Genomic DNA, 25,530 nt, shown 5'->3' on the forward strand with positions numbered 1-25,530 from the left:
GTTTGTTCTATCGTTCAATTTCTTTTTTCTCAAGCGCCTTGAGCCGGTCCCGCAGGCCGTGCAGCTGCTTCAACGTGGCGGCATTCTTTTCCCAGCTGGCATTGTCGTCGATGGGAAACACGCCCGTGTAATGCCCCGGCTTGAGGATGGAACGCGTCACCAGCGACGCGGCCGAGATGTTCACGCCGTCGGCCAGGCGCAGGTGTCCCAGCACGATCGCGCCGCCGCCCACGGTGCAATGCGCACCGATGACGGCACTGCCCGCGACACCGACGCAACCCGCCATCGCGGTGTGCTTGCCGATGTGCACGTTGTGGCCGATCTGGATCAGGTTGTCGAGCTTCACGCCATCTTCGATGACCGTGTCTTCCAGCGCACCTCGGTCGATGCAGGTGTTGGCCCCGATCTCCACGTCGTCGCCGATGCGCACGGCGCCCAGCTGCTCGATCTTGACCCAGGCCCCCTGGTGCGGGGCGAAACCGAAGCCGTCGGCGCCGATCACCACGCCGGGATGCAGCAGGCAGCGCGCACCGATGTGGCAACCCTCGCTCACCGTCACGCGTGACTTGAGCACCGTGTCGGCGCCGATGCGGGCACCGCGTTCGATCACGCACAAGGCACCGATCTGCGCACTCGGATCCACCTCGGCCAGCGGATCGATGACCGCGCTGGGATGGATGCGCGCCACATCCGCCGGGGCATGCGAGCGCTTCCAGAGCTGGGTCAGCCGTGCAAAGTACAGGTAGGGATCGTCCGAGACGATGAAGGCGCCGCGCGCCGCAGCCGCGTCGCGCATGGCCGGCGACACGATGACGCAGCCGGCCTGCGAAGCCGCCAGTTCCTTGCGGTACTTGGGGTGGCTCAGGAAACTCAGCGCGTCGGGCACGGCGCTCTGCAGCGGCGCAAGGCGCTCGATGGCCAGCTCGGGATCACCCTGGAGTTCTCCTCCGAGGGCATCGACAATGGCTCCGAGCCGCAACACCACGCGCGGTGCGGCCTACTTCGCGCCCGCAGGCGCGGCGGCAGCAGCAGCGTTCAGCGCCTTGATCACCTTCTCGGTGATGTCGTGCTTGGGGTTGATGTAGATGGCTTCCTGCAGGATGGCGTCGTACTTCTCCGCCTCTGCGACCTGCTTGACCACACGGTTCGCGCGGTCGTAGACCTGCTGGAGCTCTTCGTTCTTGCGAGCGTTCAGATCTTCCTGGAATTCGCGGCGCTTGCGCTGGAATTCACGGTCCTGGTCGACCAGGGCCCGCTGGCGCGTGGCGCGCTGGCTCTCCGACAGCGTCGGCGCCTCGCGTTCGAACTTCTCCGAAGCGGCCTTCAGGGCTTCGCCCTGTGCGCCCAGATCACGTTCGCGCTTGAGGAACTCGGCTTCGAGCTTGGCTTGCGCGGCCTTGGCAGGCTGCGCTTCGCGCAGCACGCGGTCCGGGTTCACGAAACCGATGCGAAAGCCTTCCTGTACCTGCGCTTGCGCAGGTGCGGCAAACAGGGCCATCAGCGGGAGCAGCAAGGCGCCGGCTGTGCGGTACGAATGGTTCATCAAAAAGCGGTACCGATCTGGAATTGGATGGTCTGCATTCTATCCTTGTAGATCGGATGCAGCGGGTCGGACAGGTCGTCCTCCTTCTGGGAGCGCACGGGCTTCGCATAGGCGATGCGCAACGGGCCCAGCGGCGAAATCCAGCTGATGCCCAGGCCCACGGAGGCGCGCAAGCGCTTCTGCGAGGCCCACTGGAGATCGCTCTGCGTGGTGCGCTCGGTGAAGACGTTGCCGGCGTCGAAGAAGCCGTAGAGGCGCAGCGTGCGGTCGTTGCCCGCGCCGGGGAACGGCGTGCTCAGTTCGGCGTTGAAGATCGCCTTCTTCGTGCCGCCCAGGGCCGCCTCGGTGATGCCGTCGCGCGGACCCAGCGAGTTCTGCTCGAAGCCGCGGATCGAACCCAGGCCACCGGCGTAGAAGTTCTTGAAGATCGGATAGACCTTGTCGCCCACGGCCTTGCCGTAGCCCACTTCACCGTTGATCGCCAGCGTGTACTGCTTGCTCAGCGGGAAATACTGCTGGTACTGGTAGCTCGACTTGATGTATTTCAGGTCGCCGCCCACGCCCCACTCCACGTTGGCGCGCTGCAGGCGGCCACGGGTCGGGACCAAGGCGCTGTCGCGGTCGTCGCGCGCCCAGCCGATGGTCAGCGGCAGGCCCCACTTGGTGTCTTCCCCGCAGCTGACGATGTTCGCCGCGCTGGTGGTGCACTGGAAGTAGTCGCGGTAGGCCTGCGGCGTGTACTGGGCCACGTTCGAGCCCGGCTTGAAGTTGAAGCGCTCCAGGCCAGCACCGAAAAAGATGGTGTCGACTTCGCTGAACGGCACGCCGAACTTGATGTTGCCACCCTCGCTCACCAGCGAGTAATCGCCGTCGACCGTGTAGTACGGACGCGTGGTCTGATGGAACAGGCTGAAGGTGCGCGAGATGCCGTCGCTCGTGAAGTACGGGTCGGTGGCGGTCACCGAGATCGTGCGGTAGTACTTGCTGGTGTTGACCTGCAGGCCCAGGAAGTTGCCCGAACCGAACACGTTCTCCTGCGAGATGCCGAAGGTGAACGACACCTTCTCCGCGCTCGAGAAACCGGCGCCGAGTTGCAGCGAACCGGTCGGCTTTTCCGCGACGATGACCGTCAGGTCGACCTGGTCGGGCGAACCCGCCACTTCCTGGGTCTCGACGTTCACGTCGGTGAAGAAGCCCAGGCGGTCGACGCGGTCGCGCGACAGCTTGATCTTGTCGCCGTCGTACCAGGAGGCTTCGTACTGGCGGAACTCGCGGCGGATCACTTCGTCGCGCGTGCGGTTGTTGCCGCCGATGCTCACACGACGCACATAGACGCGCCGCGAAGGCTCGGCCTTGAGCGTGAGCGTCACGCGGTTGTTGGTGCGGTCGATCTCCGGCTGCGCCTCGACGCGCGCAAAGGCGTAGCCGAAGGTGCCGAAGTAGTCGGTGAAGGCCTTGGTGGTGTCCGTCAGCTGCTCGCCGTTGTACGGCTGGCCCGGTTTGATGGTCACCAGCGACTTGAACTCCTCTTCGCGGCCCAGGTAGTTGCCGTCGAGCTTGACGCCGGCCACCACGAACTTCTCGCCTTCGGTCACGTTCACCGTCACGGTCAGGTCCGAACGATCGGGCGAGATCGCGACCTGCGTCGAGTCGATGCGGAACTCGAGGTAGCCGCGCGTGAGGTAGTAGGAGCGCAGCGTCTCGAGGTCGGCGTTGAGCTTGGCGCGCGAGTACTGGTTGGACTTGGTGTACCAGCTCAGGTAGCCGCCGCTGTCCTGGTCGAACAGGCTCAGCAGCGTCGATTCGCTGAAGGCCTTGTTGCCGACCACGCGCACTTCGCGGATGCGCGCGGGTTCGCCCTCGGTCACGGTGAAGGTCAGGTTCACGCGGTTGCGCTCGATCGGCGTGACGGTGGTCACGACCTCGGCGTTGTAGAGGCTGCGGCTCACGTACTGGCGCTTGAGCTCCTGCTCGGCGCGGTCGGTCAGGGCCTTGTCGTAGGGGCGGCCGTCGGCCAGACCCACCTCACGCAGCGCCTTCTGCAGCGCCGCCTTGTCGAATTCCTTGGTGCCGACGAAGTCGACGTCGGCCACGGTCGGCCGCTCCTCCACGATCACCACCAGCACGTTGCCGCTGACGTCGAGGCGCACGTCCTTGAAAAGGCCCAGTTCGAACAGCGCACGGATCGTGGCCGAGCCGCGTTCGTCGCTGTAGGTGTCGCCCACATGCAGCGGCATGGTGGCGAACACGGTGCCGGGCTCGACACGCTGCAGCCCTTCGATGCGGATGTCGCGCACCGCAAAAGGTTCGACGGCCTGGGCGGCGGAGCACGCCCAGGTGCAAGCCATGACGGCGACGGCGCGCGTCAGGCGGGAATGGAGAAGGGACATGCCCGCATGATCGGGAGCGACTGCGGAGAAATCTGGGAGAAGGCGCTTACGTTTGCGCCTCCGGCCCCCCGGCCTGCGCGACGGCCGATGTCAAGGCGATGCAGGCCGCGCGCACGAAACGGCGACGCTGCGCACACCTCCGACGCTCAGTGCGTGTTTTCCTTGAGCGCCGCAGGCACCGGCAGCGCCACGAAGGGGATGCCCTCCTCGCGCAACGCCTCGGCCTGCTCGGGCGAGGCCTGGCCGCGGATGCCGCGTTCCTCGGTCTCGCCGTAGTGCATCTTGCGGGCCTCGTCGGCAAAGCGCTCGCCGACGTCCTCTGTCTTGGCCATCACCTCGCGCATCGCGCGCATCCAGCGGGCTTCGGGGGAATCGACGGCCGGGGTCGCCGGGGCCGGCGCAGTGGCGCCGCTCAGGTTCAGGCGCGGTGCCGACAGCAGCTTGGTGATGGCGGTGTCGGAACAGATCGGGCACTCGACCAGGCCGGCCGCGAGTTGCGACTCGAAGGCTTCGCTGGACGCGAACCATCCTTCGAAGCCGTGGCCGTGTGCGCATTGCAGGTCGAGAACCTTCATGCGCGCATTATCGGCCGCAGTCTCAACTTGCCGCTGCGGACCAATCGAGCGTCCATGCGCCGGACAGGACGTTCTGCAGCCAGATCGCGCAGGTCAGTGTCTTGGCATCGGTCACGCTGCCGTCGCGGCAGCCGTCGAACAGTTCCTGCGGCGTGGCCGTGAACACGTCGACGAACTCGCCCTGGTCGAGCTGCCGCTCGCCCAGCACCAGGCCGCGCGCGAAGTAGATGTGGATGATCTCGGTCGAATAACCGACCGCCAGGTGCATCAGGCCGGCGCGGGCCCATTCGCGGGCGGTGTAGCCGGTTTCCTCGAGCAGCTCGCGCTGGCCGCAGACCAGGGGGTCTTCGCCGGCATCGAGCTTGCCCGCGGGAAATTCGGTCATGACCTGGCGCACCGGGTAGCGGTACTGGCGCTCCAGCACGATCCGGCCGTCGTCGAGCAGCGGCACCACCACGACCGCGCCGGGATGGATCACGTACTCGCGCGTGGCGGTGTGTCCGTCGGGCAGGCGCACGGTGTCGCGCTTGGCGTGCAGGAAGTTGCCCTCGAACAGCGACTCGCTGGCGATGCCCTCTTCCCTCAGATGCGATTCATCCATGGCTCAGTTCCTGTGCTTGAGAAGGTAGCGCCAGGTGAAGCCCGGAAACGCCAGCACGATGAACAGCGAAGCCGTCACCGCATAGAACTCCCAGCCTTGCGGGGCGATCTGTCCCACGCGGCGCTCGAACAGCAGGCCGATGCCACCGACGATGAAATAGAGCAGCACCAGCTCGGCCAGGCGCACCGCCAGCGACTTCTTCGCAGCGGCGCCCACCGGCACCAGGGCCATCAGCCGCTCATTGACGAAAGGCAGGTTGGCAGCCGCCAGTGCGAGCAGCAGCACCAGCCAGACCGAGGCGCTTTGCGACACGTCGGATCAGTTCGCCAGCGTGGCCACGATGGCCTGCGCGCACAGCGTCATCAGGCCGCCGGGCACGATGCCGAGGATCAGGATCAGCGCGCCGTTGAGCGTCAGCACGAAGCGCACGTCGCGCGGTGCCGACACGGTGGTGGCCGTCACCGGCGCGTCGAAGTACATGACCTTGACGATGCGCAGGTAGTAGAAGGCGCCGATCAGCGACATGATCACCGCGAACACGGCCAGCCCGATGTAGATGGCCTGGCCCGAAGCGATCAGTGCCTGCAGCACAGCCAGCTTGGCATAGAAGCCCACCAGCGGCGGCAGGCCGGCCAGCGAGAACATCGCGATGGCCATCACGCCGGCGTACAGCGGGCTGCGCTGGTTGAGGCCGGCCAGGTCGGTGATCTCTTCGCTCTCGAAGCCTTCGCGCGCCAGCAGCAGGATGATGCCGAAGCTGGCCAGCGTGGTCAGCACGTAGGTGATGACGTAGAACATCGACGCGCTGTAGGCGAACTGGGCGTTGTAGGTGTTGCCGTTGACCACGCCCGCCACCAGGCCGAGCAGCATGAAGCCCATCTGCGCAATGGTCGAATAGGCCAGCATGCGCTTGAGGTTGGTCTGCGCGATGGCGGCCAGGTTGCCCACCACCAGCGAGGCGACGGCCAGCACCGCCAGCATCTGTTGCCAGTCGATCGCGAGCGGCAGCAGGCCTTCGACCAGCATGCGAATGATGATCGCGAACGCAGCCAGCTCGGGGGCCGCGCCGATCAGCAGCGTGACCGCGGTCGGTGCGCCCTGGTAGACGTCGGGCACCCACATGTGGAACGGTGCCGCGCCGACCTTGAAGGCCAGACCGGCCACGATGAACACCAGGCCGAACACCAGCACCTGGTGGTCCACCTTGCGGCTCGCGACGGCCTTGAACACCTCGTTGATGTCCAGCGAACCGGTGGCGCCGTACATCATCGACATGCCGTAGAGCAGGAAGCCGCTGGCCATCGCGCCGAGCACGAAGTACTTCATGGCCGCTTCGCTCGCGACCGCGTTCTCGCGGCGCAGCGCGACCAGCGCGTAGCTCGACAGCGTGAGCAGTTCCAGGCCCAGGTAGATCAGCAGGAAGTTGCTGCCCGAGATCATCACGAACATGCCCAGCAGCGAGAACATGCTCAGCGTGAACATCTCGCCGCCGCGCAGCATGCCGCGGTCGGCCGCGTAGGGACGGCCGTAGACCAGCGTCACCATCAGCGCGAGGCTGGCGAAGCACTTGAGCCAGTTGCCCATCGGGTCGCTGACCACCATGCCGCCGAAGCCGTAGACGGTCTGGCCATGGACGGCGGCCATGCCGGTGAGGAAAGCCACCACGGCCAGCGTCAGCAGCGTGAGGATGTAGGTACGGGTGCGGCGGGCGCCGGTGGTCGACAGATCCACCAGCGCGATGATGCAGGCCATGACCAGCAGCACCACTTCGGGGTAAATCGCCATCCAGCTGAGTTTGTCAATCATCTCGTTCTCTTGTTCAGCGTGGACTCAGGGCAGCTTCGACTTGGCGACGTGCTGCAGCAGGTTGCCCACGGAGGCGTCCATCACGTCGGTGAAAGGCTTGGGATAGAGGCCCATCCACAGCACGGCGATCGCCAGCAGCGACATCATCAGGAATTCGCGGGCGTTGAGGTCCTTGAGTTCCTTGACGTGGTCGTTGCCGATCGGGCCGAGGTACACGCGCTTGTACATCCACAGGGTGTACGCGGCACCGAAGATCAGCGCGGTGGCGGCGCCGAGGCCGATCCAGAAGTTGGCCTTGACGGAGCCCAGGATCACCATCCATTCGCCCACGAAACCGGCGGTGCCCGGCAGGCCGCAATTGGCCATGGCGAACAGCAGCGCGAAGGCGGCGAACTTGGGCATGGTGTTGACCACGCCGCCGTAGTCGGCGATCTGGCGCGAATGCACGCGGTCGTAGAGCACGCCGATGCCCAGGAACATCGCGGCCGACACGAAGCCGTGCGCGACCATCTGGACGATGCCGCCCGAGACGCCGAGGTCGTTGAAGATGAAGAAGCCCAGCGTCACGAAGCCCATGTGGGCGACCGACGAGTAAGCCACCAGCTTTTTCATGTCGCGCTGCACCAGCGCGACCAGGCCGACGTAGATCACCGCGATCAGCGACAGCGCGATCATGAGCCAGGCCCACTCACGCGAGGCGTCGGGCGCGATCGGCATCGAGAAGCGCAGGAAGCCGTAGGCACCCAGCTTCAGCATGATCGCAGCCAGCACGGCCGAGCCGCCGGTGGGCGCCTCGACGTGCACGTCGGGCAGCCAGGTGTGGAACGGGAACATCGGCACCTTCACGGCGAAGGCCGCGAAGAAGGCGAAGAACAGGAAAGTCTGCGCGCTCGCGGCCAGCGGCAGCTGGTGCCAGGTCGCGATGTCGAAGCTGCCACCCGACTTGTTGTACAGGTAGATCAGTGCGACCAGCATCAGCAGCGAGCCGAGCAGCGTGTACAGGAAGAACTTGAAGGCTGCGTAGATCTTGTTCGGGCCGCCCCAGATGCCGATGATCAGGTACATCGGGATCAGCGTGGCTTCGAAGAACACGTAGAACAGGATGCCGTCGAGCGCGGAGAACACGCCGATCATGAAGCCCGAGAGGATCAGGAAGGCGCCCATGTACTGGTTCACGCGCTCGGTGATCACCTGCCAGGCCGAGATCACCACGATCACCGTGATGAAGGAGGTCAGCAGCACCATCCAGAGCGACAGGCCGTCGACCCCGAGGTGGTAGTTGACGTTGAAGCGCTGGATCCAGCTGAACTTCTCGACGAACTGCATCGATGCAGTGCCGAGCTCGAAGCGCGTGTAGAGCGGCACCGTGACGGCGAAGCTCACCAGGGAACCGATCAAAGCGGTCCAACGCACGAGGTTCGCGCGATCGTCCCGACCGAAGGCCAACAGCAGGATACCGAACGCGATCGGTATCCAGATGGCAAGGCTCAACAAACCCATTTTTCTTTTTCTCCAGCGAGAGCGCTTACTTGTTGAACCACACGAAATACGTCATGAGCACGAAGATGCCCAGCAGCATGGCGAACGCGTAGTGGTAGATGTAGCCGGATTGGAGCCAGCGCACCACGCCCGCGAGGCGGCCGATGGCTTTCCAGGACCCATTGACGATCGCGCCGTCGATGACGGCCTGGTCGCCGCCCTTCCAGAAGGCGGTGCCGAGTGCACGGGCGCCGCGCGCCACGATGTTCTCGTTGATCCAGTCGAGGTAGTACTTGTTCTCCAGCAGGCGGTAGACCGGGCCGAAGGCACGCTTGATCGCCGCCGGCAGCGCCGGGTTGACCATGTACATGTAGTACGAGAGCACCACGCCGGCCAGCGCCAGCCAGAACGGCATCGTCGTCAGGCCGTGCACCGCCATGGCCCACGGGCCGTGGAAGGCTTCGGCCATCTCGCGCATCGCATGGTGCTTGTCGAGATTGAAGAAGATCGCGTCCTTGAAGAAGTCGCCGTAGAGCATCGGCTCGATCGTGAAGTAGCCGATCACCACCGACGGGATCGCCAGCAGCACCAGCGGCAGCCAGACCACCCAGGGCGACTCGTGCGGCTTGGCGTCATGGCCGTGGCCATGGTCGTCGTGCGCGTGGTGGTCGTCGTGGTGCGCGTCCGGGTTCTGGTCGTAGCGCTCCTTGCCGTGGAACACCAGGAAGTACATGCGGAACGAGTAGAAGGCGGTCACGAACACGCCCGCGAGCACGGCGAAGTTCGCGAAGCCGGCACCCCACAGGTGGCTTTCATGCACGGCCTCGATGATGCTGTCCTTCGAGTAGAAGCCCGAGAACAGCGGCGTGCCGATCAGCGCCAGCGAGCCCAGCAGCGAGGTGATCCAGGTGATGGGCATGTACTTGCGCACACCGCCCATCCAGCGGATGTCCTGGTTGTGGTGCATGCCGATGATCACCGAGCCCGCGCCGAGGAACAGCAGCGCCTTGAAGAAGGCGTGGGTCATCAGGTGGAACACCGCGACCGAGTAGGCCGAGGCGCCCAGCGCGACCGTCATGTAGCCGAGCTGCGAGAGCGTCGAGTACGCGACCACGCGCTTGATGTCGTTCTGGATGATGCCCAGGAAGCCCATGAACAGCGCGGTGATCGAGCCGATCACGAGGATGAAGCTCAGGGCCGTGTCGCTCAGTTCGAACACCGGCGACATGCGCGCCACCATGAAGATGCCGGCCGTGACCATGGTCGCGGCGTGGATCAGCGCGGAGATGGGGGTCGGGCCTTCCATCGAGTCCGGCAGCCAGACGTGCAGCGGGAATTGCGCGCTCTTGCCCATCGCGCCGATGAACAGGCAGATGCAGATCACGGTCACGAGCATCCACTCGGTGCCCGGGAAGCTCAGCTTGGCCAGCGCGTCGGCCTGGGCGAAGACTTCGCCGTAGTTCAGCGTGTTGGCATAGGCCGCGATCAGGCCGATGCCCAGGATGAAGCCGAAGTCGCCCACGCGGTTGACCAGGAAGGCCTTCATGTTGGCGAAGATCGCGGTCGGCTTGTTGTACCAGAAGCCGATCAGCAGGTACGACACCAGGCCCACGGCCTCCCAGCCGAAGAACAGCTGCAGCATGTTGTTGCTCATCACGAGCATCAGCATGGAGAAGGTGAACAGCGAGATGTACGAGAAGAAGCGGTTGTAGCCTGCGTCTTCTTCCATGTAGCCGATGGTGTAGATGTGGACCATCAGCGACACGAAGGTCACGACGCACATCATCATGGCGGTCAGGCCGTCGACCAGGAAGCCGACTTCCATCTTCAGGCCGCCGACGACCATCCATTCGTACAGCGTGGCGTTGAAGCGCGCGCCGTCGACGACCACGCTCTTGAGCGTCATCGCGGAAATGATGAAGGCCGCCAGCACGCCGAGGATGGTCAGCGAATGGGTGATCTTGCGGCCGATGTGGTTGCCACCGAACTTCGTGCCGAACAGGCCCGCCAGCACGGCGCCGACCAGCGGCGCCATCGGAACGGCCAGCAATGTGGATGCAGAGAGGGTTGCGCTCATGGTCGAGTCTTCTTATCCCTTGAGCGAGTTGAGTTCGTCGACATTGATGCTCGACTTGTTGCGGAACAGCAGCACCAGCAGCGCCAGCCCGATGGCCGACTCGGCCGCGGCCACCGTCAGGATGAAGAACACGAAGATCTGGCCGTGCATGTCGCCCAGGTAGTGCGAGAAGGCCACGAAGTTCATGTTGACCGCCAGCAGCATCAATTCAATGCACATCAGCAGCACGATCAGGTTCTTGCGGTTCAGGAAGATGCCGACGACCGACATCGCGAACAGCATCGCACCGAGCGACAGGAAATGAGGGAGGGTCAGAGTCATGCCTTCTTCTCCGGAGCGGGGGCGGCACCGGCGGCCGTCGGGGCCGGTTCGGGCGCGGGCGGCGGCGGTGGCGGCGCGGGCTGCGTCGCGTCGAGCTTGACCAGCTGCAGGCGGTCGCGCGACTTCACGCGGACCTGGTCGCCCACGTCGATGAACTTGGTGTCCTTGCGCTGGCGCAGCGTGAGCGCGATGGCGGCGATCATGGCCACCACCAGGATCACCGCGGCGATCTGCACCGGGTACACGTACTCGGTGTACATCAGGATGCCCAGCGCCTTGGTGTTGGAGCCGCCGGCCGTCATGGCGGCCTGCGTGGCCGCCGGTTGTCCGCGGAAGCCGCCCATCAGCACATAGGCCATTTCGAGCGCGATCACCACGCCGACCAGCGCCGCCAGCGGGAAGTGCCGCCAGAAGCCTTGCCGCAGGCTGTCCATGTTGAGGTCGAGCATCATCACGACGAACAGGAACAGCACCATCACGGCGCCCAGGTAGACCAGCACCAGCACGATGGCCAGGAACTCGGCCTGCAGCAGCAGCCACACGGCCGATGCCTGCGAGAACGCGAGCATCAGGTAGAGCACCGCATGCACGGGGTTGCGCGCGGTGATGACTCGGAAGGCCGCGAACAGCAGCACCAACGAGAACAGATAGAAGAAGCCAGTCTTGACGTCCATGGATTTTTTTTCTTTGGGGCGTCTGCCGTTAACGGTATTTCGCGTCGGCGGCCTTGTTGGCCGCGATCTCGGGTTCGTAGCGGTCACCCACGGCGAGCAGCATTTCCTTGGTGAAGTACAGGTCACCGCGCTTTTCGCCGTGGTACTCGAGGATGTGCGTCTCGACGATGGAGTCGACCGGGCAGCTCTCTTCGCAGAAACCGCAGAAGATGCACTTGGTCAGGTCGATGTCGTAGCGCGAGGTGCGGCGCGAACCGTCGTCGCGCACTTCGGACTCGATGGTGATGGCCACCGCCGGGCAGACGGCCTCGCACAGCTTGCAGGCGATGCAGCGCTCTTCGCCGTTTTCATAACGGCGCAGCGCGTGCAGGCCGCGGAAGCGCGGCGACAACGGGGTTTTCTCTTCGGGGAACTGGACCGTGATCTTGCGACGGAACGCGTAGCGACCCGTCAGGACCATGCCCTTGAACAACTCCGCGAGCATGAAGCTCTTGAGGAAGTCCTTGACCGAAAAGGAGGAAGCAGCAACAGCTGAAGACATCGTGTGTTTCTCCGCTTATTTCCAGATGTTCCAGGGCGTCTGCATCCAGCCCCCGACCACCAGCAGCCACACCAGGGTGACCGGAATGAAGATCTTCCAGCCCAGACGCATGATCTGGTCGTAACGGAAGCGCGGGAAGGTGCCGCGAATCCAGATGAAGAGCGAGACCACGAAGAAGGTCTTGATCCCCAGCCAGATCCAGCCCGGAATGAAGTCGAGGAAGCCGACCGGCGACAGCCAGCCGCCGAGGAACATCAGCGCGGCCAGGATCGACACGAGCCACATGCTGGCGTACTCGGCCAGGAAGAAGATCGCGAAGCCCATGCCCGAGTACTCGACCATGTGGCCGGCCACGATTTCCGCTTCGCCTTCGACCACGTCGAAGGGGTGACGGTTGGTCTCGGCCACGCCGGAGATCACGTAGACCACGAAGATCGGCAGCAGCGGCAGCCAGTTCCACGACAGGAAGCCCAGGCCCATGTCGGCGCCCATGCCCTTGCCCTGCGCCGCGACCACGTCGCCCAGGTGCAGGCTGCCCGTGACCATGATCACCACGACCAGGCAGAAGCCCATCGCGATTTCGTAGCTCACCATCTGGGCCGAGGCGCGCAGCGCGCCCAGGAAAGCGTACTTCGAGTTCGAGGCCCAGCCCGCGATGATCACGCCGTAGACCTCGATCGAGGTGATGGCCATGATCAGCAGCAGGCCCGCGTTGACGTTCGCGAGGATCGCTTCGGGACCGAAGGGAATCGCGACCCAGGCGGCCAGCGCCGGCATGATGGCCATGATCGGGCCGAGGCGGAACAGGCCCTGGCTGGCGGCCGTCGGGCTGATGATTTCCTTGGTCAGCAGCTTGAGCGCGTCGGCGATGGGCTGCAGCAGGCCGAAGGGGCCGACCCGGTTGGGGCCATGGCGCACCTGGATGAAGCCCAGCAGCTTGCGCTCCCAGAGCGTCAGGTAGGCGACCGCGCCCATCAGCGGCGCGAGCACGCAGATGATCTTGATCAGCGCCCAGATGACGGGCCAGCCGCCCGCCGTCCACCAGTGGGCCGCGATCAGGCCCTGGCCGAAGTTGAAGATCGAATCGATCATGCCGCCACCTCTTCCGCCGCGGGATGCGGGCCGGGACGGACACCGGTCGCCGCATGGCGTCCGCGTGCGTCGGCCGTCAACTGCAGCGACGTGGCACGGCGCACGAGGCCGTCCAGTTGGTAGATCGAGGCGGTCACGGGCACGGCCGCGGCATTGCCGGGCGCAGCCAGGTCGAGATTGGCCGGCGCGTCATTGTTCAGGCGTTCGGCGGCCACATGCGTCACGGCATCGGCGCCGCGCACGCTGGCCAGCACTTCCTGTGCGGTCTCGAAGTCGAAGCCCGGCACACCCAGCAGGTTGGCCAGCACGCGCAGGACCTTCCAGCCCGGACGTGCTTCGCCGCGCGGCTTGACCACCGCATGGAAGCTCTGGATCCGGCCTTCGGCATTGACGAAGGTGCCCGGCGTCTCGGTGAACGGCGCGATCGGCAGCAGCACGTCGCTGATCGCGAGGTTGGCCTTGAAGGGGCTCAGCGTCACGACCATCTGCGCATGCTCCAGACCGGCGGCCGTGCGTGCACCGGCGGCCGAATCGAATTCGGGTTCGTTGTTGAGCAGCAGCACGGCCTTGAGGCCGCCCGCCAGCATCTGGCCGGCGTTGAGACCGCCCTGCCCTGGCAGCGCGTTGACCCATTGCGCACCGACGGTGTTGGCGGCTTCGGTCAGGTAGCCGACGCTGGCGCCGGTCTGGGTGCCGATCCACTGCGCGAGCGCCAGCAGGCGCGAAGCGTCCGCATGGTGCGCGGCGGCATTGCCCAGCAGGATGGCCTTGCGTTCGCCGCCGATCAGCGACTGGGCGAAGGCCTTGGCTTCGTCGGTGGCGTGGCCTGCGGCGGGCGCCGCAACGCCCTTCTCCGCGCCGATGGCGCTGGCGACGTCGGCCAGGGCCTGCAGCCAGCCGCCGGCGGCCACGGTGCTCACGCCGGCCAGCGACATGGCCCACGCGTCACGCGTCGCGAGCTCGTTCGACGACGCGATCACGCTCACGGCGGCGCCCTTGCGCACGGCCTGGCGGATGCGCTGCGCGAACAGCGGATGGTCCTTGCGCAGGTTCGAGCCCACGACCAGCACGCGCTGCAGGTTCGACAGCGAGGCGATCGGCGTGCCGAGCCAGCGGATGCCGCTGCTCGCGGTGAAATCGGCGTGGCGCAGGCGGTGGTCGATGTTCTCGCTGCCCAGGCCGCGCACCAGCGCGCCGGCCAGGGCCAGTTCTTCCACCGTGCTGTGCGGACTCACCAGCGCGCCGACCGCGGCGGCGCCGTGGTCGGTCTTGATCTGGCGCAGGCCGTTGGCCACGTACTCGAGCGCGGTCTGCCAGTCGACGGTCTGCCATTGTCCGCCCTGCTTGAGCATGGGCTGCGTGAGGCGCTCGTCGCCGTTGAGCGATTCGTAGGAGAAACGGTCGCGGTCGGCGATCCAGCATTCGTTGACGTCTTCGTTCTCGAGCGGAACGACGCGCATCACCTGGTTGTTCTTGACCTGGACGATCAGGTTGGCACCGGTGGAATCGTGCGGGCTCACCGACTTGCGGCGCGACAGCTCCCAGGTGCGGGCGCTGTAGCGGAACGGCTTGCTGGTGAGCGCGCCGACCGGGCAGATGTCGATCATGTTGCCCGACAGCTCGGAGTCGACGGTCTCGCCGACCACGGTCGTGATCTCGGAGTGCTCGCCGCGGTGGATCATGCCGAGCTCCATCACGCCGGCCACTTCCTGGCCGAAGCGAACGCAGCGCGTGCAATGGATGCAGCGGCTCATCTCTTCCATGCTGATGAGCGGGCCCACGTCCTTGTGGAAGACCACGCGCTTCTCTTCCTCGTAGCGCGAGGTCGAGCCGCCGTAGCCCACGGCCAGGTCCTGCAGCTGGCATTCGCCGCCCTGGTCGCAGATCGGGCAGTCGAGCGGGTGATTGATGAGCAGGAACTCCATCACCGATTGCTGGGCCTTGATGGCCTTCTCGCTCTTGGTGCGGACGATCATGCCCTGGGTCACGGGCGTGGCGCAGGCCGGCATCGGCTTGGGCGCCTTCTCCACGTCGACCAGGCACATGCGGCAGTTGGCCGCGATGCTGAGTTTCTTGTGATAGCAGAAGTGCGGGATGTAGGTCCCCGCCTTGTCGGCCGCATGCATGATCATGCTGCCTTCGATGATGTCGACCTTCTTGCCGTCGAGTTCGATTTCAACCATATGTGTCGCGTTTTCGTGCTCAGGCTTGGGCCGGCGTCTTGGGGACGTAGCCAGGGATCAGCGCCTCGAACTCGTGGCGGAAGTGCTTGATCATGGCGCGTACCGGCATGGCCGCGGCGTCGCCCAGTGCGCAGATGGTGCGGCCCTGGATGTTGTCCGCGACCGAGTTGAGCAGGTCCATGTCGTTGGCCTTGCCCTGACCGTTGTGGATGCGGTCGACCACGCGCCAGAGCCAGCCCGTGCCTTCGCGGCAGGGCGTGCACTGGCCGCAGGATTCGTGCATGTAGAAGTACGAGAGGCGCTTGAGCGACTCGACCATCGAGCGGCTGTCGTCCATGACGATCACCGCGCCCGAGCCCAGCATCGAGCCGGCCTTGGCGATGGAGTCGTAGTCCATGGTGCAGGCCATCATGATGTCGGCCGGCAGCACCGGCGACGACGAGCCGCCGGGGATCACGGCCTTGAGCGTGCGACCCTTGCGCACGCCACCGGCGAGTTCGAGCAGCTTGGAGAACGGCGTGCCCATGGGCACTTCGTAGTTGCCCGGCAGTTCTACGTCGCCGCTGACCGAGTAGATCTTGGTGCCGCCGTTGTTCGGCTTGCCGCACTCGAGGTAGGCCGGACCGCCGTTGCGGATGATCCAGGGCACTGCCGCGAAGGTCTCGGTGTTGTTGATGGTGGTCGGCTTGCCGTAGAGGCCGAAGCTGGCCGGGAACGGCGGCTTGAAGCGCGGCTGGCCCTTCTTGCCTTCGAGCGATTCGAGCAGCGCGGTTTCCTCGCCGCAGATGTAGGCACCGAAGCCGTGGGCCGCGTGCAACTGGAAGTTGTACGTGCTGCCCATGATCTTGTCGCCCAGGTAGCCGGCGGCGCGCGCCTCTTCCAGCGCTTCCTCGAAACGGTCGTAGCTCTGGAAGATCTCGCCGTGGATGTAGTTGTAGCCGACGCTGATGCCCATCGCGTACGCCGCGATGGCCATGCCTTCGATCACGATGTGCGGGTTGAACTGCAGGATGTCGCGGTCCTTGCAGGTGCCCGGTTCGCCTTCGTCCGAGTTGCAGACCAGGTACTTCTGGCCCGGGAACTGGCGGGGCATGAAGCTCCACTTGAGGCCGGTCGGGAAACCTGCGCCGCCGCGGCCGCGCAGGCCCGAAGCCTTGACTTCGGCGATCACCTGGTCGGGCGTCAGGCCCTCGGTCAGGATCTTGCGCAGCGCCTGGTAGCCGCCGCGCGCTTCGTAGTCGGCCAGGCGCCAGTTGGTGCCGTCGAGGCCCGCATAGATCTGCGCACCGATGTGGCGATCATGGAAGCAGGTCTGGACACCGGTCGCCTGGAACTGCGACAGGACTTGTTCGGGCGTCATGCGGCGTCTCCCTTCGACGAGGCACGCAGGCCGTCGATGAGTTGGTCGAGCTTGTCGTTGCTCATGAAGCTGCACATGGTGCGGTCGTTGACCAGCATCACCGGCGAATCGGCGCAGGCGCCCAGGCATTCGCTCTGCTGCAGCGTGAACAGGCCGTCGGCAGTGGTGCCGCCCATCGAGATGCCCAGCTTCTTCTCGAGGTGCGCGAGCGCCGTCGCGCCGTCACGCAGCTGGCACGGCAGGTTGGTGCAGACGTTGAGCTTGAAGCGGCCCGTGGGCTGCTGGTTGTACATGTTGTAGAAGGTCGTGACTTCGTGCACGGCGATCTGCGGCATGCCGAGGAAGTCGGCCACGACCTTCTCGCTCTCGAGGCTCACGAAGCCCTGCTCCTGCTGCACGATGGCCAGGCAGGCCATCACGGCGGACTGTGCCTGCTCGGCCGGGTACTTGGCGACTTCGCGCGCAAAGCGTTCCAGGGCGTGGGCGGACAGCGGCTTCGCCGCCGCCGGGGTGCTGGTGTTGGGATTGCTCATCGATCGATTTCTCCGAACACGATGTCCAGGGTGCCGATCACGGCCACGGTGTCCGCGATCATGTGGCCGCGCGTCATTTCGTCGAGCGCTGCCAGGTGCGCAAAGCCGGGTGCGCGGATTTTGAGGCGGTACGGCTTGTTGGCGCCGTCGCTCACCAGGTAGATGCCGAACTCGCCCTTGGGGTGTTCCACGGCCGCATAGGCTTCGCCTTCGGGCACGTGGAAGCCTTCGGTGAAGAGCTTGAAGTGATGGATCAGCTCTTCCATGTTGCCCTTCATCGACTCGCGCGCAGGTGCTGCCACCTTGTGGTTGTCGGTGATGACGGGGCCGGGGTTCACGCGCAGCCAGTCGACGCACTGCTTGATGATGCGGTTGGACTGCACCATCTCTTCCATGCGCACCAGGTAGCGGTCGTAGCAGTCGCCGGTCTTGCCCACGGGGATGTCGAAATCCATGCGATCGTAGACGTCGTACGGCTGCTTCTTGCGCAGGTCCCAGGCCACGCCGGAGCCACGCAGCATCGGGCCGGTCAGGCCCAGGCTCAACGCGCGCTCGGGCGTCATGACGCCGATGCCCACGGTGCGCTGCTTCCAGATGCGGTTGTCGGTCAGGAGCGTGTGGTACTCCTCCATGTGCTTGACGAAACGCTTCGTGAAGTCATCGATGAAGTCGAGCATCGAACCCTGGCGGTTCTCGTTCATGCGCTCGAGCGCCTTGGCGTTCTTGATCTTGCTGACCTTGTACTGCGGCATCGTGTCCGGCAGGTCGCGGTAGACGCCGCCCGGGCGGAAGTAGGCGGCGTGCATGCGCGCACCCGACACCGCTTCGTAGATGTCGAACAGGTCTTCGCGCTCGCGGAAGGCGTAGATCAGGATGGTCGAGCTGCCGCAGTCGTTGCCATGCGAGCCGAGCCACATCAGGTGGTTCAGCAGGCGCGTGATCTCGGCGAACATCACGCGGATGTACTGCGCGCGGATCGGCACCTCGATGCCCATCAGCTTCTCGATCGCGAGGCAGTAGGCATGCTCGTTGGACATCATCGACACGTAGTCGAGGCGATCCATGTAGGGCAGCGACTGGATGTAGGTCTTGCCTTCGGCCAGCTTCTCGGTCGCGCGGTGCAGCAGGCCGATGTGCGGGTCGGCGCGCTGGACGACTTCGCCGTCGAGCTCGAGCACGAGACGCAGAACGCCGTGGGCGGCGGGATGCTGGGGCCCGAAGTTGAGCGTGTAGTTCTTGATTTCAGCCATGTCAGTGCGTCAGTGCAGTCCGCCGCCGTAGTTCTCTTCGCGGATCACGCGCGGCGTGACCTCGCGCGGCTCGATGCTCACCGGCTGGTACACCACGCGCTTGAGCTCTTCGTCGTAGCGCATCTCGACATGGCCCGACAGCGGGAAGTCCTTGCGGAACGGATGCCCGATGAAGCCGTAGTCGGTCAGGATGCGACGCAGGTCTTCGTGACCTTCGAACACGATGCCGTACAGGTCGAAGGCCTCGCGCTCGAACCAGTTGGCCGAGTTCCAGAGGTGCATCACCGAGGGCAGCACGGGGAAATCGTCGTCTTCGCAGAAAGCCTTCACGCGCACGCGCTGGTTCAGGCTCACCGACAGCAGGTGCGAGACCGCGCAGTAGCGCAGGCCGTCCCACTCGGTGTCGCGGTAGGTCGAGTAGTCGAGTCCGCAGATGTCGATCAGCTGCTCGAACTTGCAGCCGGGCGCGTCGCGCAGGGTCTGCATGGCGGCCAGGTAGTCGGCCGCCTTCACCACCAGCGTGACTTCGCCGAGCGCCACGGTGATACGTTTCACCTTGTCGCCCAGGGCCAGGGAAATGGTGTCCTTCAGGACATCAGGATCGATCGCGAAAGCTGTCATGGGGTTCCCGTCAGGCACGGGCGATGGTGTTGGTGCGGCGCACCTTCTGCTGCAGCTGGATGATTCCGTAGATCAGCGCTTCGGCCGTCGGCGGGCAGCCGGGCACGTAGACGTCGACCGGCACGATGCGGTCGCAGCCGCGCACCACGGAATAACTGTAGTGGTAGTAGCCGCCGCCGTTGGCGCACGAGCCCATCGACAGCACCCAGCGCGGCTCGGCCATCTGGTCGTAGACCTTGCGCAGCGCGGGCGCCATCTTGTTGCACAGCGTGCCGGCCACGATCATCAGATCGGACTGGCGCGGACTGGCGCGGAACACCTCGGCGCCGAAGCGGCCGATGTCGTAGCGCGCGGCAGCCGCATGCATCATTTCGACTGCGCAGCAGGCCAGACCGAAGGTCATGGGCCACAACGAGCCTGTCTTGGCCCAGTTCACCACCGAATCGTAGGATGTGGTGACGAAGCCTTCTTTGAAAACGCCTTCAATGGCCATGGCTGTACCTTGTTGCCGTTGTACGGCTATTCCCAGTCAAGCGCACCCTTTTTCCATTCGTAGGCGAAGCCCACGACGAGGATCGCCAGGAAGATCACGACCGCCCAGAAGCCCGCTGCACCCACATCCTTGAGCGCCACGGCCCAGGGGAAGAGGAAAGCGATTTCCAGGTCGAACAGGATGAAGAGGATGGCCACCAGGTAGTAGCGGACATCGAATTGCATGCGGGCGTTTTCGAACGCTTCGAAACCGCACTCGTAGGGGGAGTTTTTGGCCGCGTCGGGCCGGTTCGGGCCAAGGATGTAGCCGAGAACCTGGGGGGCGATGCCTACCCCAATACCGACCAGAATAAACAACAGGACGGGGAGGTAGGAATCGAGGTTCATCAGGGTTCTATCACCGCTTGCCACCGACAGAAGCCAACTTTGCGCTGACTCCTGCCGATGAGATTTGGTGCGGTCGGCGAGACTCGAACTCGCACAGCTTTCGCCACTACCCCCTCAAGATAGCGTGTCTACCAATTTCACCACGACCGCGGTTTTTTGCTGCCCGGATGGCATGAGGAACCCAGAGGGTTTTGGCTTTCCGGTGCAGATTTAGAGTTTACCCTGAAATGCAGCCTTTTTCACTTGAGGCTGCATTGTCACAAAGATTATTTGGAGGGAATCTGGCCAGCACCCGCGGCAGGGGCGGCAGGCGCCGAAGCCGGAGCGACCGCAGCCGGTGCGGCCGAGGGGATCTGCGAGGCCGAACCCGACGCGCCAGGCGCCGGTGCCGTGACCGCCGAACGCTCCAGCAGGCTGTTGCCGCCGGCCGAAGGACGCGCATGGCTGAAGTAGGCCAGCAGCAAGGTGGTCACGAAGAAGACCGCTGCCAGCACCGCGGTGGTGCGCGACAGGAAGTTGGCACTGCCGCTGGCGCCGAACAGGCTGCCGGCACTGCCGCTGCCGAAGGCCGCGCCCATGTCGGCACCCTTGCCGTGTTGCACGAGGATCAGGCCGATCATCGCGAGGGCGGTCAGCATCTGCACGCCGACGAGAATGTTGAGGACCAGGTTCATTTCTTGTTTACTCCTAAGGGGACCGCCGTGCGCTCAGCGCGCCGCGGCAATGATTTGCAGAAAGTCGGGGGCCTTGAGCGACGCGCCGCCGATCAGGCCGCCGTCGATGTCGGGCTGGCCCAGCAGCTCGGCGGCATTGGCCGCGTTCATGCTGCCACCGTAGAGGATGCGGATGCCGGCAGCATGCTCGCTGGCCGCATGGTGCAGCTGTGCGCGCAGCACCGCATGCACACTCTGCGCCTGCTCGGGCGAGGCCGTCTTGCCGGTGCCGATGGCCCACACGGGTTCGTAGGCCACGACGATCTCGCTGATGCAGTGGCCGTTGACGTGGATCACCGCCGCCAGCTGGCGCTTGACCACCTCTTCGGTGCGCCCTGCCTCACGCTCGGCCAGCGTCTCGCCGACGCAGACGATCGGCGTGATGCCGCGCGCCAGTGCCGCGGCGGTCTTGGCCGCCACGACCTCGTCGCTCTCGCCATGGTACTGGCGGCGTTCCGAGTGACCGACGATCGCATAGCGCACACCGAAGTCGTTGAGCATCGCGGCCGACTGCTCGCCCGTGAAGGCGCCCTGCGGCTGGGCGGACACGTCCTGCGCGCCCAACGCGATCGGCGAGCCCGCCACCCTGCCCTGCACCTGCGCCAGGTACGGCGCCGGCACGCAGACGGCCACGTCGCAGCCCGGCGCGCCCACGCCCTGCAGCAACGCGTCGAGCAAGGCCTCGTTGGCAGCCAGGCTGCCGTTCATCTTCCAGTTGCCGGCGATCAGCTTCCTGTTCGTCATCGTCTTTTTCGTTCCGTTCACCAGGTCAGCACGATCTTGCCGATGTGCTGGTTCGATTCCATCAGGACATGCGCCTGCGCCGCGCCGCTGGGTTCTCCTGCGGCCGCGAAGATGCTGTGAATGACCGGCTTGATCGCACCGCTGGCCAGCAGGGGCCAGACCTTGGCACGCAGTGCCTGCGCGATCGCCGCCTTGAAGGCGATCGGACGCGGCCGCAGGGTCGAGCCCGTGACCGTCAGCCGACGCCGCAGCACCAGACCGGCATTGATCTCGGCCTTCAGGCCACCCTGGACGCCGATGATCACCAGGCGACCGTCTTCGGCCAGGCACTCGATCTCGCGGGCCACATAGGCGCCCGCGACCATGTCGAGCACCACGTCGACGCCCTTGCCGCCGGTGAGCGTCTTCACCTCGGCCGCAAAGTCGGCGCTGCGGTAGTTGATGGCGTGGTCCGCGCCCAGCTTCAGGCAGGCCGCGCACTTCTCGTCGCTGCCGGCCGTCGCGATCACGGTCGCGCCCATGGCCTTGGCCAGCTGGATCGCGGTCACGCCGATGCCGCTGGTGCCGCCCTGGATCAGCAGCGTCTCGCCCTTTTGCAGGCGGCCGCGCTCGAACACATTGCTCCAGACGGTGAAGAAGGTCTCGGGCAGCGAAGCCGCCTCGGTATCGCTCCAGCCCTCGGGCACCGGCAGGCATTGCGCGACCGGGGCCACGCAGAGCTCGGCATAACCGCCGCCCGCGACCAGCGCGCAGACGCGGTCGCCAACGGACAAACCGGCTTCGGCCAGGGCCTTGGCGTCGCCCGAGACGATCGTGCCCGCGACCTCGAGGCCCGGCAGATCGGAGGCACCCGGCGGCACCGGGTAGTTGCCGGTGCGCTGCAGCACATCGGGGCGGTTCACGCCGCTCGCGGCCACCCGAATCAGCAGCTCGCCCTCACCCGCGACGGGATCGGGACGCTCGACGGCGCGCAGGACGTCCGGCGCGCCGAAGGATGTGATTTCAATGGCTTTCATGGGTCTTCCTGACAGCAACGCCCGCCTCCAGGGAGTCGGGCGTCACATTGGAAAAAAAGACGGAAGCGGCACAGGCCGCTCCGTCCGCATCCGCATCAACCTTGATGGTCGCCGCGCGGGGCGTCTTGCGACGACTGCTCGGGCTGCTGTTGCTGCGGCTCGGCGCCGCGGTCGCCGTTGCCTTCGAAGCGCGGCGCACGGTCGCCGCGCGGTGCGCGATCGCCACCACGGTCACCACGGCGCTCGCCGCCACGGTCACCACGGTCACCGCGATCGCCACCACGGTCTTCGCGCGGTGCACGTTCCTGGAACTCCATGCCGGCCGGACGCTCGGTCAGGGCCTTCATGGACAGCTTGACGCGACCCTTCTCGTCGGTCTCGAGCACCTTGACCTTGACGATCTGGCCTTCGCTCAGGTAGTCGGTCACCTTCTCGACGCGCTCGTGCGCGATCTGGCTGATGTGCAGCAGGCCGTCCTTGCCGGGCAGCAGGTTGATCAGTGCGCCGAAGTCCAGGATCTTGGTGACCGGGCCTTCGTACACCTTGCCGATTTCGACTTCCGCCGTGATCTGCGCGATGCGCTGCTTGGCCGCCTCGGCCTTTTCCGGATCGGTCGACGCGATGGTGATGGTGCCGTCTTCGTCGATGTTGATCTGGCAGCCGGTTTCTTCAGTCAGCGCACGGATGACCGAGCCGCCCTTGCCGATCACGTCGCGGATCTTTTCCGGATTGATCTTCATGGTGAACAGGCGCGGTGCGAAGTTCGAGACTTCGGCCTTGGCCTCGCCCATGGCTTCCTGCATCTTGCCCAGGATGTGCATGCGCGCTTCCTTGGCCTGCGCCAGTGCGACCTGCATGATTTCCTTGGTGATGCCCTGGATCTTGATGTCCATCTGCAGGGCGGTGATGCCGTTGGTGGTGCCTGCCACCTTGAAGTCCATGTCGCCCAGATGATCTTCATCGCCCAGGATGTCGGTCAGCACCGCGAAGCGGTTGCCTTCCTTGATCAGGCCCATGGCGATGCCGGCCACATGGGCCTTCATCGGCACGCCGGCGTCCATCATCGAGAGGCAGCCGCCGCAGACCGAAGCCATCGACGAAGAGCCGTTCGACTCGGTGATTTCCGACACCACACGGATCGTGTAGGGGAATTCTTCCTTGTTCGGCAGCACCGCGACGAGCGCGCGCTTGGCCAGACGGCCGTGGCCGATTTCGCGGCGCTTGGTCGAGCCCATGCGGCCCACTTCGCCGGTGGCAAAGGGAGGCATGTTGTAGTGGAACAGGAAGCGGTCTTCGTACTCGCCGGCCAGCGCGTCGATGCGCTGCGCGTCACGTTCGGTGCCCAGCGTGGTGATGACCAGCGCCTGGGTTTCGCCGCGCGTGAACAGGGCCGAACCGTGGGTGCGCGGCAGCACCGAGTTGCGGATCTCGATCGGGCGCACGGTGCGCGTGTCGCGACCGTCGATGCGGGGCTCGCCTTCGAGGATCTGGCTGCGCACGATCTTGGCTTCGATTTCGAACAGCAGGTCGTTGACCTTGCCGGCTTCGAAAGGCTCGCCGCTTTCCTTGAGCGAGGCCAGCACGCTGGCATTGGCTTCGCGCAGGGCCTGGGTGCGGGCCTGCTTGCTGCGGATCTGGTAGACCGCACGCAGCTTTTCTTCGGCCAGGCCCTTGACCTTGGCGATGAAGGCTTCGTCCTTGGCGGCCGGCTGCCAGTCCCACACCGGCTTGCCGGCTTCGCGCACGAGTTCGTGGATCGCGTTGATGGCGATGGCGGCTTGCTCATGGCCGAACACCACGCCGCCGAGCATGATTTCTTCGCTCAGTTGCTGGGCTTCCGACTCGACCATCAGCACGGCGGCTTCGGTGCCGGCGACGACCAGGTCCATCTGCGAATCCTTGCGCGCAGTCTGGCCCGGGTTCAGCACGTACTGGCCGTTGATGTAGCCCACGCGGGCTGCACCGATCGGGCCGCTGAAGGGGATGCCGGACACCGACAGCGCGGCGGACACGCCGATCATGGCGGCGATGTCGGCGTCGACTTCGGGGTTGAGCGACAGCGTGTGGATGACCACATGCACTTCGTTGAGGAAACCTTCGGGGAACAGCGGGCGGATCGGACGGTCGATCAGGCGGCTGGTCAGGGTTTCGTGTTCGCTGGGCTTGGCTTCGCGCTTGAAGAAGCTGCCGGGGATCTTGCCTGCGGCGTAGGTCTTCTCGATGTAGTCGACGGTCAGCGGGAAGAAGTCCTGGCCGGGCTTGGCCGACTTGGAAGCCACGACGGTGGCCAGCACCACGGTGCCGTCGATGTCGACGATGACCGCGCCGCCCGACTGGCGTGCGATCTCACCCGTTTCCATGACGACGGTCTTGTCGCCCCACTGGAAGGACTTGGTGACTTTGTTGAAGAGGCTCATGTTTTGCTCCTGTTTGTAGGGCGGCGACCGGTCGGATTGACAGGTCCCGCAGGGCTGGAGCGCTTCTCAGAACACGATGCCATTCCAGTGAAGCTCGGCCTCGAACTTCATTGGAATGACACAGCTTCGCTCTGTTTTGGCACTCCGATTGAAACGCGAAGTAAAAAACGCCTGAGCTAGCGGACTAACCCAGGCGTTTTTTTCATGCGATCCGGATTACTTGCGCAGACCCAGCTTGGCGATCAGCGCGGTGTAGCGGTCGGCATCGCGGGACTTGAGGTAGTCCAGCAGCTTGCGGCGACGGCTCACCATGCGCAGCAGGCCGCGGCGACCGTGGTGGTCCTTGGCGTGCGTCTTGAAGTGGGGGGTCAGCTCGTTGATGCGAGCGGTCAGCAGTGCAACTTGCACTTCCGGGCTGCCCGTGTCGTTGGCGGCGCGGGCATTGTCTTTGACGACTTCGGCCTTGATGGAGGCTGCGATCATGTTGATTTCCTTGTGTTCCGGGATGTTTGACTTGCGGTGTGCGCTGGAACTGCACGCACCGTGCGCCTTGCGGCATGCAAAGCCCTGGGATTATAGCCCGCCCCCGAGGCGGCGCGCACTTCGTGTCGCTTGCCCTCCAGAACTTGGCTCTCCCCCGGGGCTCGCGCACTGCGTGTCGCGTCGCCCTCCCCCTTCCGGGGGCGATGCCTGCGGCCCGGCAAAGCCGGTTCCG

The 25,530-nt window shown here is 65.2% G+C and carries 25 protein-coding genes and 1 tRNA gene; all 26 read right to left on the reverse strand.

The genetic code is table 11. The features are described from left to right. Positions 1 to 7: 7 nt before the first annotated feature. On the reverse strand, positions 8 to 985 hold the full coding sequence (gene lpxD / locus K0H49_RS23720) for a UDP-3-O-(3-hydroxymyristoyl)glucosamine N-acyltransferase (protein WP_219217836.1): 978 nt from the start codon (positions 983 to 985) through the stop codon (positions 8 to 10). Positions 986 to 997: 12 nt separating this feature from the next. Beyond that, on the reverse strand, positions 998 to 1,543 hold the full coding sequence (locus K0H49_RS23725; protein WP_219217838.1) for an OmpH family outer membrane protein: 546 nt from the start codon (positions 1,541 to 1,543) through the stop codon (positions 998 to 1,000). Beyond that, complete coding sequence (gene bamA / locus K0H49_RS23730; protein WP_219217847.1) at positions 1,543 to 3,933, reverse strand: outer membrane protein assembly factor BamA; 2,391 nt, start codon at positions 3,931 to 3,933, stop codon at positions 1,543 to 1,545. The genes K0H49_RS23725 and bamA overlap by 1 nt, the downstream gene beginning before the upstream one ends. 146 nt (positions 3,934 to 4,079) lie before the next feature. Next, the gene (locus K0H49_RS23735) at positions 4,080 to 4,508 is read right to left on the reverse strand and encodes a DUF1178 family protein (RefSeq protein ID WP_219217849.1); all 429 of its coding nucleotides are present in this window, start codon (positions 4,506 to 4,508) and stop codon (positions 4,080 to 4,082) included. Positions 4,509 to 4,530: 22 nt separating this feature from the next. Further along, on the reverse strand, positions 4,531 to 5,109 hold the full coding sequence (locus tag K0H49_RS23740) for an NUDIX domain-containing protein (protein WP_219217851.1): 579 nt from the start codon (positions 5,107 to 5,109) through the stop codon (positions 4,531 to 4,533). Positions 5,110 to 5,112: 3 nt separating this feature from the next. Further along, entirely contained in the window at positions 5,113 to 5,421 is a 309-nt protein-coding gene (locus K0H49_RS23745; RefSeq protein ID WP_219217852.1) for a DUF2818 family protein, read from the reverse strand. A 6-nt stretch (positions 5,422 to 5,427) separates the two neighbouring features. Then, positions 5,428 to 6,915: an NADH-quinone oxidoreductase subunit NuoN gene (gene nuoN / locus K0H49_RS23750; protein WP_219217854.1), complete on the reverse strand. Its 1,488-nt coding sequence runs from the start codon at positions 6,913 to 6,915 to the stop codon at positions 5,428 to 5,430. 24 nt (positions 6,916 to 6,939) lie between these two features. Beyond that, entirely contained in the window at positions 6,940 to 8,415 is a 1,476-nt protein-coding gene (locus tag K0H49_RS23755) for an NADH-quinone oxidoreductase subunit M (protein ID WP_219217858.1), read from the reverse strand. A gap of 25 nt (positions 8,416 to 8,440) precedes the next feature. Beyond that, positions 8,441 to 10,471: an NADH-quinone oxidoreductase subunit L gene (gene nuoL, locus K0H49_RS23760; protein WP_219217860.1), complete on the reverse strand. Its 2,031-nt coding sequence runs from the start codon at positions 10,469 to 10,471 to the stop codon at positions 8,441 to 8,443. 12 nt (positions 10,472 to 10,483) lie between these two features. Further along, positions 10,484 to 10,792, reverse strand: coding sequence for an NADH-quinone oxidoreductase subunit NuoK (gene nuoK / locus K0H49_RS23765; protein ID WP_219217861.1), 309 nt, complete (start codon positions 10,790 to 10,792; stop codon positions 10,484 to 10,486). Further along, positions 10,789 to 11,466 carry an NADH-quinone oxidoreductase subunit J gene (locus tag K0H49_RS23770; RefSeq protein ID WP_219217863.1) on the reverse strand — a complete coding sequence of 226 codons (678 nt, stop codon included), beginning with the start codon at positions 11,464 to 11,466 and terminating at the stop codon, positions 10,789 to 10,791. The genes nuoK and K0H49_RS23770 overlap by 4 nt, the downstream gene beginning before the upstream one ends. Positions 11,467 to 11,494: 28 nt before the next feature. Next, on the reverse strand, positions 11,495 to 12,007 hold the full coding sequence (gene nuoI / locus K0H49_RS23775) for an NADH-quinone oxidoreductase subunit NuoI (RefSeq protein ID WP_219217865.1): 513 nt from the start codon (positions 12,005 to 12,007) through the stop codon (positions 11,495 to 11,497). A 15-nt stretch (positions 12,008 to 12,022) separates the two neighbouring features. After that, on the reverse strand, positions 12,023 to 13,099 hold the full coding sequence (nuoH, locus tag K0H49_RS23780) for an NADH-quinone oxidoreductase subunit NuoH (RefSeq protein ID WP_219217874.1): 1,077 nt from the start codon (positions 13,097 to 13,099) through the stop codon (positions 12,023 to 12,025). Next, positions 13,096 to 15,282 (reverse strand): NADH-quinone oxidoreductase subunit NuoG, encoded by a 2,187-nt coding sequence (gene nuoG / locus K0H49_RS23785; protein ID WP_219217876.1) that lies wholly within the window; start codon positions 15,280 to 15,282, stop codon positions 13,096 to 13,098. Before nuoG ends, nuoH begins: the two co-directional genes overlap by 4 nt. 19 nt (positions 15,283 to 15,301) lie before the next feature. Beyond that, positions 15,302 to 16,642, reverse strand: coding sequence for an NADH-quinone oxidoreductase subunit NuoF (gene nuoF, locus K0H49_RS23790; protein ID WP_183026585.1), 1,341 nt, complete (start codon positions 16,640 to 16,642; stop codon positions 15,302 to 15,304). Continuing rightward, positions 16,639 to 17,175, reverse strand: coding sequence for an NADH-quinone oxidoreductase subunit NuoE (nuoE, locus tag K0H49_RS23795; RefSeq protein ID WP_183026586.1), 537 nt, complete (start codon positions 17,173 to 17,175; stop codon positions 16,639 to 16,641). Before nuoE ends, nuoF begins: the two co-directional genes overlap by 4 nt. Then, a complete protein-coding gene (locus K0H49_RS23800) occupies positions 17,172 to 18,425 on the reverse strand; it encodes an NADH-quinone oxidoreductase subunit D (RefSeq protein WP_219217878.1) in 1,254 nt (417 codons plus the stop codon). Before K0H49_RS23800 ends, nuoE begins: the two co-directional genes overlap by 4 nt. A 9-nt stretch (positions 18,426 to 18,434) precedes the next feature. Beyond that, on the reverse strand, positions 18,435 to 19,046 hold the full coding sequence (locus K0H49_RS23805) for an NADH-quinone oxidoreductase subunit C (protein ID WP_219217880.1): 612 nt from the start codon (positions 19,044 to 19,046) through the stop codon (positions 18,435 to 18,437). A 10-nt stretch (positions 19,047 to 19,056) separates the two neighbouring features. Then, positions 19,057 to 19,539 carry a NuoB/complex I 20 kDa subunit family protein gene (locus K0H49_RS23810; RefSeq protein ID WP_140839331.1) on the reverse strand — a complete coding sequence of 161 codons (483 nt, stop codon included), beginning with the start codon at positions 19,537 to 19,539 and terminating at the stop codon, positions 19,057 to 19,059. Between the two features lie 26 nt (positions 19,540 to 19,565). Next, entirely contained in the window at positions 19,566 to 19,925 is a 360-nt protein-coding gene (locus tag K0H49_RS23815; RefSeq protein ID WP_219217882.1) for an NADH-quinone oxidoreductase subunit A, read from the reverse strand. A gap of 65 nt (positions 19,926 to 19,990) precedes the next feature. Continuing rightward, positions 19,991 to 20,075, reverse strand: a tRNA-Leu gene (locus tag K0H49_RS23820). Between the two features lie 116 nt (positions 20,076 to 20,191). Further along, positions 20,192 to 20,599 carry a preprotein translocase subunit SecG gene (secG, locus tag K0H49_RS23825; protein ID WP_219217883.1) on the reverse strand — a complete coding sequence of 136 codons (408 nt, stop codon included), beginning with the start codon at positions 20,597 to 20,599 and terminating at the stop codon, positions 20,192 to 20,194. A 33-nt stretch (positions 20,600 to 20,632) separates the two neighbouring features. Next, positions 20,633 to 21,382, reverse strand: coding sequence for a triose-phosphate isomerase (gene tpiA / locus K0H49_RS23830; RefSeq protein WP_219217886.1), 750 nt, complete (start codon positions 21,380 to 21,382; stop codon positions 20,633 to 20,635). 17 nt (positions 21,383 to 21,399) lie between these two features. Beyond that, a complete protein-coding gene (locus K0H49_RS23835) occupies positions 21,400 to 22,398 on the reverse strand; it encodes an NAD(P)H-quinone oxidoreductase (RefSeq protein WP_219217888.1) in 999 nt (332 codons plus the stop codon). Between the two features lie 95 nt (positions 22,399 to 22,493). Continuing rightward, positions 22,494 to 24,815 (reverse strand): polyribonucleotide nucleotidyltransferase, encoded by a 2,322-nt coding sequence (pnp, locus tag K0H49_RS23840; RefSeq protein ID WP_219217890.1) that lies wholly within the window; start codon positions 24,813 to 24,815, stop codon positions 22,494 to 22,496. A 216-nt stretch (positions 24,816 to 25,031) separates the two neighbouring features. Further along, a complete protein-coding gene (gene rpsO, locus K0H49_RS23845) occupies positions 25,032 to 25,298 on the reverse strand; it encodes a 30S ribosomal protein S15 (protein WP_183026594.1) in 267 nt (88 codons plus the stop codon). Positions 25,299 to 25,530 lie beyond the last annotated feature (232 nt).

Source organism: Variovorax boronicumulans (assembly GCF_019352895.1).
Taxonomy (GTDB): Bacteria; Pseudomonadota; Gammaproteobacteria; order Burkholderiales; family Burkholderiaceae_C; genus Variovorax; species Variovorax boronicumulans_A.